Origin of the sequence: Virgibacillus sp. NKC19-3, assembly GCF_019837165.1 — a bacterium.
GTDB classification, from domain to species: Bacteria; Bacillota; Bacilli; order Bacillales; family Amphibacillaceae; genus Virgibacillus_L; species Virgibacillus_L saliphilus.
The window spans coordinates 325,424-339,050 of record NZ_JAGYHC010000001.1; the positions used below are offsets into that span (position 1 = coordinate 325,424).

9 protein-coding genes, 4 tRNA genes and 3 rRNA genes are annotated in these 13,627 nt (G+C 41.7%); 15 read left to right on the plus strand and 1 reads right to left on the minus strand.

All coding sequences use genetic code 11. From position 1 onward, the window contains the following. Window positions 1-51: 51 nt before the first annotated feature. Entirely contained in the window at window positions 52-705 is a 654-nt protein-coding gene (locus KFZ56_RS01670) for a KinB-signaling pathway activation protein (protein WP_222639814.1), read from the plus strand. Window positions 706-740: 35 nt separating this feature from the next. Here the strand turns inward: KFZ56_RS01670 and pdaB are convergent, their stop codons facing one another. Next, window positions 741-1,499: a polysaccharide deacetylase family sporulation protein PdaB gene (pdaB, locus tag KFZ56_RS01675; RefSeq protein ID WP_222639816.1), complete on the minus strand. Its 759-nt coding sequence runs from the start codon at window positions 1,497-1,499 to the stop codon at window positions 741-743. A 285-nt stretch (window positions 1,500-1,784) separates the two neighbouring features. On the opposite strand from pdaB, the gene KFZ56_RS01680 reads away from it, so the two are divergent. The 14 genes from KFZ56_RS01680 (at window position 1,785) to KFZ56_RS01745 (ending at window position 13,620) form a co-directional block, all read left to right on the plus strand. Next, window positions 1,785-2,006 (plus strand): hypothetical protein, encoded by a 222-nt coding sequence (locus KFZ56_RS01680; protein WP_222639818.1) that lies wholly within the window; start codon window positions 1,785-1,787, stop codon window positions 2,004-2,006. Window positions 2,007-2,621: 615 nt separating this feature from the next. Continuing rightward, window positions 2,622-4,193: ribosomal RNA gene (locus KFZ56_RS01685) — 16S ribosomal RNA — on the plus strand. Window positions 4,194-4,309: 116 nt separating this feature from the next. After that, window positions 4,310-4,386: transfer RNA gene (locus KFZ56_RS01690), tRNA-Ile, on the plus strand. 15 nt (window positions 4,387-4,401) lie between these two features. Beyond that, window positions 4,402-4,474, plus strand: a tRNA-Ala gene (locus KFZ56_RS01695). A gap of 77 nt (window positions 4,475-4,551) precedes the next feature. Beyond that, a 23S ribosomal RNA gene (locus tag KFZ56_RS01700) occupies window positions 4,552-7,471 on the plus strand. 163 nt (window positions 7,472-7,634) lie between these two features. Continuing rightward, a 5S ribosomal RNA gene (rrf, locus tag KFZ56_RS01705) occupies window positions 7,635-7,750 on the plus strand. Together the 16S, 23S and 5S rRNA genes with 4 tRNA genes alongside form the textbook arrangement of a ribosomal RNA operon. Before the next feature lie 83 nt (window positions 7,751-7,833). After that, window positions 7,834-7,908 (plus strand) — tRNA-Asn (locus KFZ56_RS01710). Between the two features lie 7 nt (window positions 7,909-7,915). Then, a tRNA-Thr gene (locus tag KFZ56_RS01715) sits at window positions 7,916-7,988 on the plus strand. A 615-nt stretch (window positions 7,989-8,603) separates the two neighbouring features. After that, complete coding sequence (locus KFZ56_RS01720) at window positions 8,604-9,314, plus strand: lantibiotic protection ABC transporter ATP-binding protein (protein WP_222639820.1); 711 nt, start codon at window positions 8,604-8,606, stop codon at window positions 9,312-9,314. Continuing rightward, window positions 9,311-10,066, plus strand: coding sequence for a lantibiotic immunity ABC transporter MutE/EpiE family permease subunit (locus KFZ56_RS01725; protein WP_222639822.1), 756 nt, complete (start codon window positions 9,311-9,313; stop codon window positions 10,064-10,066). Before KFZ56_RS01720 ends, KFZ56_RS01725 begins: the two co-directional genes overlap by 4 nt. Further along, window positions 10,063-10,761, plus strand: a complete 699-nt coding sequence (locus KFZ56_RS01730; protein ID WP_222639824.1) for a BsaG family lantibiotic immunity ABC transporter permease subunit — start codon at window positions 10,063-10,065, stop codon at window positions 10,759-10,761. The genes KFZ56_RS01725 and KFZ56_RS01730 overlap by 4 nt, the downstream gene beginning before the upstream one ends. Continuing rightward, window positions 10,754-11,449, plus strand: a complete 696-nt coding sequence (locus tag KFZ56_RS01735; protein ID WP_222639826.1) for a response regulator transcription factor — start codon at window positions 10,754-10,756, stop codon at window positions 11,447-11,449. Before KFZ56_RS01730 ends, KFZ56_RS01735 begins: the two co-directional genes overlap by 8 nt. Further along, window positions 11,434-12,846, plus strand: coding sequence for a HAMP domain-containing sensor histidine kinase (locus KFZ56_RS19815; RefSeq protein ID WP_222639828.1), 1,413 nt, complete (start codon window positions 11,434-11,436; stop codon window positions 12,844-12,846). The genes KFZ56_RS01735 and KFZ56_RS19815 overlap by 16 nt, the downstream gene beginning before the upstream one ends. A 240-nt stretch (window positions 12,847-13,086) precedes the next feature. Continuing rightward, window positions 13,087-13,620, plus strand: a complete 534-nt coding sequence (locus tag KFZ56_RS01745; protein ID WP_222639831.1) for a DinB family protein — start codon at window positions 13,087-13,089, stop codon at window positions 13,618-13,620. The last annotated feature ends 7 nt before the right edge of the window (window positions 13,621-13,627 follow it).

Consider the following 13,627-nt stretch of genomic DNA (forward strand, 5'->3'; position numbering starts at 1 on the left):
AAATCATATGTGAAATTATATCCTTTACATAGTTAGTAGGAGGAAGATGGCTTGAACACGCGTAAATTAGTGAATTTCTTTTTTAAGACGTTATTTATTGGAGCAATAACAGGGCTTGTTACAAGCTTCTTCGTAAAAGCAGGAGATTACGCTCTTTTTTTCAACCCGTTTAATTTCATGGAAGTTCTTGGGTTATTGGTATTCTTCATCGGCTTAGGACTTGTTTTTGCGGTGGTTAGCCAGACAGGATTCTTTGCCCATTTATTTATTAATCGATTAGGGCTGGGTTTGTTTCGCTCCTATTGGCCGCTGGTACAAGTTGTACTAATCGCCTTTGTTGTCTTTGATTTGGTATATTTCCCCTATCAAGCCACAGAAGGGGAGGTTTCTTTGCTATGGTATTTATTAATGGCTGTTGCGATCCTCGGTTATGGATTGATCATTGCCAGGATTAAAGCAAAGGAAACGAAACAGCGGGCATTTATTCCTGCACTGTTTCTAATGGTTGTGATGACAACGGTCGAATGGATTCCCGGCATGCAAACAGAAGGAACCGATTACGCCTGGTTAATGATTATTCCGTTGCTCGCGTGTAACACCTATCAGCTCCTTATGCTGCACCGTTTGCATGAACCTGATTCTCATCAAACAACGAAAGCTGGAAAAAGTAAACCAGCTACAAAAGCAAATCCGAAAAAGGCATAACCGACACCCTGATAAGACAATATCAGGGTGTCGGTTTAATCTACTATTTCAGCGTTTGCTTCTGCTTGATTGATCAGCTCTGACATGGATACAAACTGAAATTCTTTATTTTGTAATCCGGGTAGAATGATGTCTAATGCATCTGCGGTTTGCTTGGCTGAATCAGACGCATGCATTAGGATTATATCTCCGTTCGTGGTTTCTGTCATCACATTATCAACAATCGCGTCTGTTCCGGGATTTAGCCAGTCATGCGAATTTACATTCCAATGGATCACCTCAAAATCCATTTCTTCCGCCAGTTCTATGATTTCTGTATTAAAATGTCCACTTGGTGTACGAAGTAGGTTGACATCTTCATAATCAAGCTTTTCAAATACCTCCCTTGCTTGGGTTAAGTCATTTCTCACTTCATCGATTTCCTGATCAAGATAGCTTTTATAACGATAGCCCAACATGCCAATTTCATGCTCCCCTTCAGCAATGTCCTCTACAATATCCGGATGACGTTCCACCCATTCCCCGCTCAGGAAAAACGTTGCCTGAACCTGTTCTTGTTCGAGTTGTTCCAAAATATCAAATACTCGTTCTTCTCCCCAGCTGATATTAAATGTTAAGGCGATATTCGGCTCATTGGCATCTCCCTTAGATAAAACAGCAGGATCATCACCAGAAAAAACTGAAAATGTTCCATCTTGCTCAAACCATACAAATGCAGCCGTGAAAAATGCCAACAGTACTACAATACCCCAGCGTTTCCACTTATTAAATTTCATAACATAAAAATGTTCCATCATCGACTCCCCCATAACATGTCCTTCGTTATTTTAGTCTATGAACAAGAGCCTTGATTAAGAACAAGCTGTCTTTATATAATAAAAAGCGGGATGCATGGATAAAAAACACACAAACGTGGAAATAGTAAGTGTAATGATATAGCTGCATGGACGTTGGAAATAGCTAATGGCAACTAAAAAAGCAATTGGTAACCGACGAAATTCGTCAATTTTCACGAATACATATAGTGACAGATTTAGGGTAAAAATAACTGACTAGTTAAGAAGATTTGAGGTGGCGTAATGTTAGGTTTGTTAATTAATGAAATGGAACAAAAAGAAATCGAATATCTCTTGAAAAGGGAATTAGACGAATTGCTTATGGATCTTGAGGATCACAGAATAGATCATATGGTGAAGCAGGCCATGAGAGAAAGATACCAGGCTTTATTTCAATTGTTCCGCCGGGTAGCAAGCGAACAAGAATGTATTAAATACATGCCAAGACGAAGTGAACATCAATAGAATGAATGGGAAAGCCATTAATGGAGTGAACGTTCTATTGGGCTTTCCTTTTTTATCTATCATAATTGATTTTTTAGATAAACGAGTATAAGTTACGGAGTGAACAGAGCTATGCTAATTTGTGGACTGTTCAATGGATGTACAGCAAATTTTTTGTCCTTTCCTATTGATCTTATCTGATAATCATGCTATATTATTGTAGCTGTCACTTACGAAACAGGTTATCATTTCTACGGAAAAAATCTTCTATCAAACCTATTGACTTTTATCCTTGAACATGGTAAATTATATTTCGTCGTAAAAACGACAAACTGTGACATTAATAAAAATCGCCAATTTAAAGACGGATGACATATTCATTTTTTTAAAGAAACTTGAAAAAATCATTGACTTCAGGAAAGTGGATATGATAAACTAAGAAAGTTGCTAACTTAACGCAACATGTGATTTGCTCTTTGAAAACTGAACAAAACAACCAGTATGTCAAACAGATGGTAGAGGAAAGAAATCACGAGGTCCGATGGTTCATCTGGACGGTCGATTTCACCCCTTGAAACCATGTTAAAAGCGAAGATATATCATTGATCGGTGTCAATGATAGACAAACTTCATTATTTTATGGAGAGTTTGATCTTGGCTCAGGACGAACGCTGGCGGCGTGCCTAATACATGCAAGTCGAGCGCGGGAAGCAGGCAATAACCCTTCGGGGTTTGCGCTTGTGGAACGAGCGGCGGACGGGTGAGTAACACGTGGGCAACCTACCTGAGAGACGGGGATAACTCGCGGAAACGCGAGCTAATACCGGATAACACTTTTGATTACCTAATGAGAAGTTGAAAGGCGGCTTTTATGCTGCCACTTTCAGATGGGCCCGCGGCGCATTAGCTAGTTGGTGAGATAAGAGCTCACCAAGGCGACGATGCGTAGCCGACCTGAGAGGGTGATCGGCCACACTGGGACTGAGACACGGCCCAGACTCCTACGGGAGGCAGCAGTAGGGAATCATCCGCAATGGACGAAAGTCTGACGGTGCAACGCCGCGTGAGTGATGAAGGTTTTCGAATCGTAAAACTCTGTTGTTAGGGAAGAACAAGTATCGTTTGAATAAGGCGGTACCTTGACGGTACCTAACCAGAAAGCCCCGGCTAACTACGTGCCAGCAGCCGCGGTAATACGTAGGGGGCAAGCGTTGTCCGGAATTATTGGGCGTAAAGCGCTCGCAGGCGGTCTTTTAAGTCTGATGTGAAATCTTGCGGCTCAACCGTGAGCGGTCATTGGAAACTGGAGGACTTGAGTACAGAAGAGGAGAGTGGAATTCCACGTGTAGCGGTGAAATGCGTAGAGATGTGGAGGAACACCAGTGGCGAAGGCGACTCTCTGGTCTGTAACTGACGCTGAGGAGCGAAAGCGTGGGGAGCGAACAGGATTAGATACCCTGGTAGTCCACGCCGTAAACGATGAGTGCTAGGTGTTAGGGGGCTTCCGCCCCTTCGTGCTGAAGTTAACGCATTAAGCACTCCGCCTGGGGAGTACGGCCGCAAGGCTGAAACTCAAAAGAATTGACGGGGGCCCGCACAAGCGGTGGAGCATGTGGTTTAATTCGAAGCAACGCGAAGAACCTTACCAGGTCTTGACATCCTCTGCGATCGGTAGAGATACCGAGTTCCCTTCGGGGACAGAGTGACAGGTGGTGCATGGTTGTCGTCAGCTCGTGTCGTGAGATGTTGGGTTAAGTCCCGTAACGAGCGCAACCCTTGAGATTAGTTGCCAGCATTGAGTTGGGCACTCTAATTTGACTGCCGGTGACAAACCGGAGGAAGGTGGGGATGACGTCAAATCATCATGCCCCTTATGACCTGGGCTACACACGTGCTACAATGGATGGAACAAAGGGCAGCGAAGCGGCAACGCTAAGCAAATCCCATAAAACCATTCTCAGTTCGGATTGCAGGCTGCAACTCGCCTGCATGAAGCCGGAATCGCTAGTAATCGCGGATCAGCATGCCGCGGTGAATACGTTCCCGGGCCTTGTACACACCGCCCGTCACACCACGAGAGTTAGCAACACCCGAAGTCGGTGAGGTAACACGCTTTGCGTGAGCCAGCCGCCGAAGGTGGGGCCAATGATTGGGGTGAAGTCGTAACAAGGTAGCCGTATCGGAAGGTGCGGCTGGATCACCTCCTTTCTAAGGATAGAAACGGAAACGCCGAGCGATCTATTTCAGATCTTTTGGTGGAGACATACATGGTTGTTTGGTTCAGTTTTGAGAGAGCAAATTCTTCTATTATATTTATAATAGATGGGCCTGTAGCTCAGTTGGTCAGAGCGCACGCCTGATAAGCGTGAGGTCGGTGGTTCGAGTCCACCCAGGCCCACCATCTATTGACGAATACGGGGCCTTAGCTCAGCCGGGAGAGCGCCTGCCTTGCACGCAGGAGGTCAGCGGTTCGATCCCGCTAGGCTCCATTTTTGTACCTTGAAAACTAAATAAGAGTACGAACGACATCAAAACATGAATGTGCTTTTGAAACAAAGCAAGATTTAGTTAAGTGAACAAGAGCGCACGGTGGATGCCTAGGTACGAGGAGCCGAAGAAGGACGGGACTAACGCCGATATGTCCCGGGGAGTTGTAAGTAAACGTTGATCCGGGAATTTCCGAATGGGGAAACCCCCTGTTCGTAATGGAACAGGACGTCTATCTGAATACATAGGATAGATGAGGCACACCCGGGGAACTGAAACATCTCAGTACCCGGAGGAACAGAAAGCAAAAGCGATTTCCCAAGTAGCGGCGAGCGAAACGGAATCAGCCCAAACCGAAAAGCTTGCTTTTCGGGGTTGTAGGACACTCCTACGGAGTTACCAAAAAGTGCTTTAGATGAATCGATCTGGAACGATCAGCCATAGGAGGTAAGAGCCCTGTAATCGAAAGAGCATTTTCTCCGGAGTGTATCCTGAGTACGGCGGAACACGAGAAATTCCGTCGGAATCCGGGAGGACCATCTCCCAAGGCTAAATACTCCCTCGTGACCGATAGTGAACCAGTACCGTGAGGGAAAGGTGAAAAGTACCCCGGAAGGGGAGTGAAAGAGAACCTGAAACCGTGCGCTTACAAGTAGTCGAAGCCCGTTAATGGGTGACGGCGTACCTTTTGTAGAATGGACCGGCGAGTTACGATCCCATGCGAGGTTAAGTGGAAGACACGGAGCCGCAGCGAAAGCGAGTCTGAACAGGGCGTATGCGAGTATGTGGTCGTAGACCCGAAACCGTGTGATCTACCCATGTCCAGGGTGAAGGTCAGGTAACACTGACTGGAGGCCCGAACCCACGTATGTTGAAAAATGCGGGGATGAGGTGTGGGTAGGGGTGAAATGCCAATCGAACACGGAGATAGCTGGTTCTCTCCGAAATAGCTTTAGGGCTAGCCTCAAGGGATGAGTACTGGAGGTAGAGCACTGATTGGACGAGGGGCCCTCACCGGGTTACCGAATTCAGTCAAACTCCGAATGCCAGTTACTTGACCTTGGGAGTCAGACTATGGGTGATAAGGTTCATAGTCGAAAGGGAAACAGCCCAGACCGCCAGCTAAGGTCCCTAAGTATACGTTAAGTGGAAAAGGATGTGGCGTTGCTCAGACAACCAGGATGTTGGCTTAGAAGCAGCCATCATTGAAAGAGTGCGTAATAGCTCACTGGTCGAGTGACGCTGCGCCGAAAATGTACCGGGGCTAAACGTATCACCGAAGCTGCGGATTGTTCTTCGAACAATGGTAGGAGAGCGTTCCAAGTGCTGGGAAGTCAGACCGTGAGGACTGATGGAGCGCTTGGAAGTGAGAATGCCGGTATGAGTAGCGAAAAAAGAGTGAGAATCTCTTTCACCGAAAGCCTAAGGTTTCCTGAGGAAGGCTCGTCCTCTCAGGGTTAGTCGGGACCTAAGCCGAGGCCGAAAGGCGTAGGCGATGGCCAACAGGTAGATATTCCTGTACCACCTCATGACTGTTAGAATGATGGGGGGACGCAGGAGGATAAGGAAAGCGCACCGATGGAATGGTGCGCCCAAGCAGGGAGCGAGTTGGATAGGCAAATCCGTCCAACGCTAACGTGACTTGTGATGGGGAGGGAAATAAAGTACCGAAGTTCCTGATTTCACACTGCCAAGAAAAGCCTCTAGTGAGGTCATAGGTGCCCGTACCGCAAACCGACACAGGTAGGCGAGGAGAGAATCCTAAGGTGAGCGGGAGAACTCTCGTTAAGGAACTCGGCAAAATGACCCCGTAACTTCGGGAGAAGGGGTGCTCACGAGTAGTGAGCCGCAGTGAATAGGCCCAAGCGACTGTTTATCAAAAACACAGGTCTCTGCGAAGCCGCAAGGCGAAGTATAGGGGCTGACACCTGCCCGGTGCTGGAAGGTTAAGGGGAAACGTTAGCTTTTGGGCGAAGCGTAGAACCGAAGCCCCAGTAAACGGCGGCCGTAACTATAACGGTCCTAAGGTAGCGAAATTCCTTGTCGGGTAAGTTCCGACCCGCACGAAAGGTGCAACGACTTGGGCACTGTCTCAACGAGAGACCCGGTGAAATTATACTATGCGTGAAGATGCGCATTACCCGCGACAGGACGGAAAGACCCCGTGGAGCTTTACTGTAGCCTGATATTGAATGTTCGTGCAGCTTGTACAGGATAGGTGGGAGCCTTAGAATCGTGAGCGCTAGCTTACGAGGAGGCACCCGTGGGATACCACCCTGGCTGCACGCACCTTCTAACCCAGAACCGTGATCCGGTTCGGAGACAGTGTCAGGTAGGCAGTTTGACTGGGGCGGTCGCCTCCTAAAGTGTAACGGAGGCGCCCAAAGGTTCCCTCAGAATGGTTGGAAATCATTCGTAGCGTGTAAAGGCAGAAGGGAGCTTGACTGCGAGACCTACAAGTCGAGCAGGGACGAAAGTCGGGCTTAGTGATCCGGTGGTTCCGTATGGAAGGGCCATCGCTCAACGGATAAAAGCTACCCCGGGGATAACAGGCTTATCTCCCCCAAGAGTTCACATCGACGGGGAGGTTTGGCACCTCGATGTCGGCTCATCGCATCCTGGGGCTGTAGTCGGTCCCAAGGGTTGGGCTGTTCGCCCATTAAAGCGGTACGCGAGCTGGGTTCAGAACGTCGTGAGACAGTTCGGTCCCTATCCGTCGTGGGCGCCCGGAAGTTTGAGAGGAGCTGTCCTTAGTACGAGAGGACCGGGATGGACACACCGCTGGTGTACCAGTTGTTCCGCCAGGAGCATGGCTGGGTAGCTACGTGTGGCACGGATAAGTGCTGAAAGCATCTAAGCATGAAGCCACCCTCTAGATGAGACTTCCCATCACATCAAGTGAGTAAGATCCCTCAGAGACGATGAGGTAGATAGGTTCGAGGTGGAAGCGTGGTGACACGTGCAGCTGACGAATACTAATCGATCGAGGACTTAACTAAATGGCTTTTAGATGTACGTTACGAACACTCTTATTTAGTTTTTAGGGTATAAATGCATAAAACCCTTGCATTTTCGTTTGGAAATGCCTATAATATATCTTGTCTTTCCTTTTCCATAAGGAAGTGCTGATAAGAAAGAGACAGAACCACGTAAGCCGTTAGGTCTGGTAGTCATAGCGGAGAGGTCACACCTGTTCCCATGCCGAACACAGAAGTTAAGCTCTCCAGCGCCGATGGTAGTTGGGGCTTTGCCCCTGCAAGAGTAGGACGCCGCCAGGCTGATTTCTTATATACTTTTTTATTGTATAAAAGGTAAAATGAAATAAATAATTATGTATGTTCTATAAAATTTATGATATTATTCCACAGTAGCTCAGTGGTAGAGCTATCGGCTGTTAACCGATCGGTCGTAGGTTCGAATCCTACCTGTGGAGCCATTTTTATGCTTCCATAGCTCAGTAGGTAGAGCACATCCATGGTAAGGATGGGGTCAGCAGTTCGAGTCTGCTTGGAAGCTTAGTAAAAAACGTTGGTATAGAAGGGTTTCTCCTATAATGGGGAAACTTATTTTTTTGGTTAAAAAGGGGAGTTTGCAAACAAATTGCAAACTTTTACTAGGGTAAAGCGTTGAAAGACTGACTTTATCACGAAATTTGTGGCTTTGAAATAAAATTTGATATAATAACGCTGATAATCGGTATTGTGACAATTCAACAAACGGGCCATGTTGTTGAACTAAAGAGGCTGGGACAAAACAAACGTGTTTAATAAAAAAGACGAACATTATCAAACTTAGCGTAGGAAATATGCGGAGACTCCAGCGGGAGGGAAGGCATAGGTGGGACACCGAAGTGCAATAGCAATCTTTTTTGCGAGGAGTGCTGCCCCTCGAAGTCACTTGCAACACGACGAGCACAAGGGGGCTCACCAGCCGCCCGCGGAAAGTATATTTCCGAAGCGATGTATGTTCGGAATTTATTTGTTAAAAATACTTTTGTCCCAGCCTCTTTTTTTATCTAAATTTTATAAATCGGATCTTTAGTGATTTTCAATCCTTTTGTCCCCTTCCTTATAAATTCCTTATAATTGAGTGCTAGACTTAAGTTATCAACGGAAAGGAGCTTGATATCTTATGTCTGAATATATGTTAAAGACAAGAAAATTGGAAAAAGTTTTCAAGTCAGAGAAAGTAGTAACAAATATAAATGTGCATGTAAAACATGGTGAAATCTATGGGCTGCTTGGTCTGAACGGTGCTGGTAAATCAACCTTGATGAAAATAATATGTGGCATATTTAGACCATCGTCAGGCGAAATAATGTTCGCAGGTCATAAATGGAATAGAAAGGATTTACATGAAATTGGTTCTTTAATTGAGGGACCAGCTATTTATGGGAATTTAACCGCCTATGACAATTTAAAAATATTTTGTTTACAAGAAGGTATTCCATTAACTGAAATTAGTCCTGTTTTGGTGAGAATTCATTTAGCGAACACTGGTAAGAAGAAAGTTAAAAACTTTTCTTTGGGCATGAAACAAAGGTTAGGCATTGCAATGGCTTTAATTAAAAAACCCAAATTATTAGTACTTGATGAGCCAAGTAACGGTCTTGATCCGATGGGAATTCAAGAGTTACGTCAATTATTTAATGAATTAAAAAAAGATGGTATTACAATAATGATATCGAGCCATATTTTATCTGAAATTCAGCTGATGTCAGATACAATTGGGATTATTCATAATGGTACTTTAGAATATGAAAAGGCGAATAATCATGAAGAGGATTTAGAAAAGTTATTCTTTGATATTACTGTTAGTCAAAGGGGAGGTATGCTGTCATGACTGGGTATTTAAAAGCTGAACGCTTGAAAATGAAGGGATCTATATCTATACGATTGTTATTATTTATTCCGTTATGTTTCTGGCTATTCGCCATTTATACCTCGCTTTTTGTTACGAAGTCAGGAAATTTTAATGCTTATTTAGGCCTGATATTTAATCTATGGCCATTAGTGTTCTTGCCAATTGGTCAGGCGATTACATGTAGTTTAAATATTAGTTTGGAAAAAAAGGGTGGTAATTATAAATCGATAACCTCCAATAATTTATCGTTGTCTAAGACATGGTATTCTAAAATCATAAATATGCTGGGTTACCAACTGTTATCCTCCATCATTATTATCGTCATTGCTGTGGGAGGATCCCTATTTACTTTTAATGAGATGCCAAATGTTTTGTCTATTATCTATACAACTTTTTTAATTACGCTAGCCTTCTTGCCACTGATACCATTCAATTTAGTTATTTCGCAGTATTTCGGTACAATTATTACTGTAATAACTAACTTATTGGGAGCCTTAATTAGTGTAACTTTATTAGCACCTTACTCGACGTTTTGGTTGGCGCCTTGGGGAAATATGCTTCGAATCCCTGCCGCAACCATGGGAATTCATCCGAATGGTACCCAAATTGAACCTGGAAGCCCGTTATTAGATTCTTCTATATTAGGAATCAGTATTGCTAGCAGCATTCTCTACTTTATATTACTATCCATTGTATTCGCTGTTGTTTTTAAGAAAAAGGTGATGAAATGAATTTAATAAAAGCAACCACATTAAAATTAATTCATACAAATTGGATAATAGTAATGGCAGCTCTGCCAATTTTATATGGGCTGCTATTATATTGGTATTTAGGCAGGTTTAATGACCCTGAGCAAGTATTTTTTGCGTACGCATTATATTATAATTGCTTGTTGCCTTGTGGGATTGCATTAATGATTAGTTTGTATACACAATATGAAGAACAAATTGGACACTTTAATCATTTATTACAGTTACCTCGTCGTGCTAAATGGTTGATGAATATGGTATTTTTATCATGGCTTTCTGTAGGCATCAGTACATTCATTAGTTGTTTGCCATTGTGGTTATTAGTAGGTAGTACGTATAATCAATATATGATGTATTACCTTCTATTATCAACATTGTTTTCCCTGCCGTTCATCATTATTTTGTGGTTTGTTGCACTTAAAATGAACATGAGTTTATGTTTAGGTATGGGTATATTTTCAACTTTATTCTTAGTCTTATTTGGAGCAAATAGTTTGGGTGATACAATATGGACGTATATTCCTTTACTCTACGGAACGAGATATTTATATGTGATAGACCAGTCATATGAATTTTCACTTTTTATTTTAAGTATGTTCCTGTTAGTTAGCGGTTCACTGTTAGCCGCTGTTATTTATTGGTTCAATCGTTGGGAGGGCAGAACGATTAATGAGTAAGAATATTTTAATTGCAGAAGATGAAGAAGATATGCGGCATTTAATTAACTTACATTTAAAAAAGCAGGGTTATCAAATCATTCAAGCAACAGATGGGCAAGAGGCAATTAACAAAATAAATACCTCCGTTGATCTTGTCCTTTTGGACATCATGATGCCAAAACGGAGCGGACTTGAAGTTTGCGAGAGTATTCGTCAGGAAGTGGATTGTCCAATCGTATTTATAAGTGCAGCGTCAGATGAAATGAATCGCATTAAAGCTTTGTCACTAGGTGGGGATGATTTTATTTCTAAGCCGTTCTCCTTAGAGGAATTAACCCTAAAAATAGAAGCTATTTTTAAGATGAAAGAACGTTTTCTGGATTCCTATGAAAAAGAAAAGAGAAAACGCATATTTATCGATGATTTAGAGGTTGATTTGTTATCGAGGAAAATTTCTTACAAGATGAATCCTATCCCATTCACAAAAAAAGAATATGACTTACTTGTTATGTTATTATCCTCTCCTAGACAAGTATTTACAAAGGAACAAATATATAATCATATCAGTGGAATCGAAGGTATTGGGGATGTACAATCTGTTGTGGAACATGTAAAAAATGTTCGACATAAATTAGCTGACTTCGGTTATAAATATGACTATTTACAAACTGTATGGGGGATTGGCTATCAGTGGAAAAATCATTAAGCAAAGATATAAGAAAACTTTACACGAAAAGTATTATGTGGACGGTTATGATGACCTTCTTAACAATTATAGCCTTTAGTACTCTAATTGCGTACATGATGCGTGAAATTACTCCAGCCAACCATGCAGAAAATACTGCAATTGAAGCAAGTTTAGAGATGAGAGAAAATACTCCTAGATATATGGATGAGAACGAATTCTTAGAAAAACAAAATACGCTACAAAATAATGGTGTATATTTAAGTGAATATTCTATGGATGGAACAATGATTTCTGGTCCTGAAAGATTGAGCTCCCTTTTTCAAGGTAAGTCAATTCCGGAGCTTATTAATACAACTATTTCCAGCAATGGATATTATCATAAAATTTTTCCCATTAGTACGGATGAAGAAATAGAGGGAATATGGGTATATTCATATCAATTGAAAGCAATGTTTTCAAGTGAATACTATCGTTACATTATATTGGGATTAGTTTTCTTAATGCTTCTGTCTCCAATTATATATTTTATTATCTTTTCAAGGTACTATATCAACAAGCTATATCAAACAATTAAGACCCCGCTGGAAGAGTTGATGACAGCATCCCATAAAATTAGTGAAAAAGACCTTGATTTTTATTTAAACTACGACTCTAATAATGAAATTGGGCAGTTAACAAGATCCTTTAGACAAATGCAAGGAGAATTAAAAAAATCACTATATGAAAATTGGAAAAAGGATTCCGATTGGGCAGTAATGATGTCAAGTTTATCACATGATTTAAAAACACCTATTACACTTATTGGATTGAGTTCGGAAACACTGGCAAATGATAAATCAATGAGTGAAGAACAAAAAATGAACGTAGAAATAATTACCCGAAACATCGCTAAAGCAAATAGCTTATTAGAAAATATGAATGTTGCAGGAAGTATTAAAAATCCAACCGCTGTAAAGGAAGAAACAACGTTATTCAATTTAATCAATGAAATAGAAGCCGATTTTAAACCATTAATGGAGGACAAATCAGTTAATTATTCGTACCAATCAACAGTGGATATGAACATCACTGTCCCCCATTTAAAAATGAACAGGATACTGCACAATATTTTTTCTAATGCTGTCCAGTATACCCCTAATGGAGGGGAAATCATTTTTACAATAAATCAATCAGATAATCATCTTCTATTAGCATTAGAGAATTCAGGGGAAGGCATTAAAAAGGAAAACTGGGAAAAGGTGTTTAAAAAACATTACAGGGAGGATCAATCCAGACCAAACTTGCATGGGAATTCAGGTCTGGGTTTATATATCACAAAACAATTAATAGAGTCCATAAATGGAACAATAGTTATAACACACCCTAAAACATTAGGTGGCATTAGATTTGAAATCATGTTGCCTTTTAAAGGATAGATGTTTGTTACATATCACCTGAAAGTACAAAGGTATTAAGAGATGTCTTGGATAATCAATAAATGTGTACCGCAATCGGGCGCCTTTTCTAGAATAGAAAGTGCGCCTCATCTTTACGAAGAACCATTTTAGTGAAACAGCATAATCTGTTTCAAGCTTTTTTTAAAAAGTGGGTAGTGATATAGTATGATTATGTAAAGATAGCATTATTTTTAATTAGATTAGAAGGGACATGTTTTCATGACCAATACTGATACAGCATTAAGGGATAATATTAAATTTCAATTTAGCATTTCAAGACAACTTCTCGAATACCATCTTTCATCATTAAGTCAGGATGAATATATGTGGCGTTCCCCTAATAGTGGACTATATATTCAAGAAGCAGATGGAAATTGGTATGCTGACTTACCTGAATCCGAAGCTTATGAGATTGGTACACCAAGTATTGCTTGGACATTGTGGCATATAACATTTTGGTGGGAAATGGTTTTTAATCATTCTTTTGGTGATGGTACGCTAACCAAAGAGGATATCAATGTTAATGAAAATGTAGAAACCGTCAAGTCAACGATCAACTCTCTGATAGAAAGATGGGAACAGATATTATCAAACGTAACAGAAGAAGATTTAAACAGTAAACATTACAGTAAGTTCCCCTTTAATAACGAGGTGGAATTTCATAAACTAGCCTCCTGGCTAAATCTCGAATTAATGAAAAATGCTTCTGAAATTGGTTATGTTAGATTTGAATATGCATCATCTCATAGATAGAAAAGTG

Bases quoted from the DNA above. Each gene is read 5' to 3' on its own strand.
- KFZ56_RS01745 (WP_222639831.1), top strand. From the start codon at position 13,087: ATGACCAATACTGATACAGCATTAAGGGATAATATTAAATTTCAATTT.
- KFZ56_RS01725 (WP_222639822.1), top strand. From the start codon at position 9,311: ATGACTGGGTATTTAAAAGCTGAACGCTTGAAAATGAAGGGATCTATA.
- KFZ56_RS01720 (WP_222639820.1), top strand. From the start codon at position 8,604: ATGTCTGAATATATGTTAAAGACAAGAAAATTGGAAAAAGTTTTCAAG.
- KFZ56_RS01680 (WP_222639818.1), top strand. From the start codon at position 1,785: ATGTTAGGTTTGTTAATTAATGAAATGGAACAAAAAGAAATCGAATAT.
- KFZ56_RS01730 (WP_222639824.1), top strand. From the start codon at position 10,063: ATGAATTTAATAAAAGCAACCACATTAAAATTAATTCATACAAATTGG.
- KFZ56_RS01735 (WP_222639826.1), top strand. From the start codon at position 10,754: ATGAGTAAGAATATTTTAATTGCAGAAGATGAAGAAGATATGCGGCAT.
- pdaB (WP_222639816.1), bottom strand. From the start codon at position 1,499: ATGGAACATTTTTATGTTATGAAATTTAATAAGTGGAAACGCTGGGGT.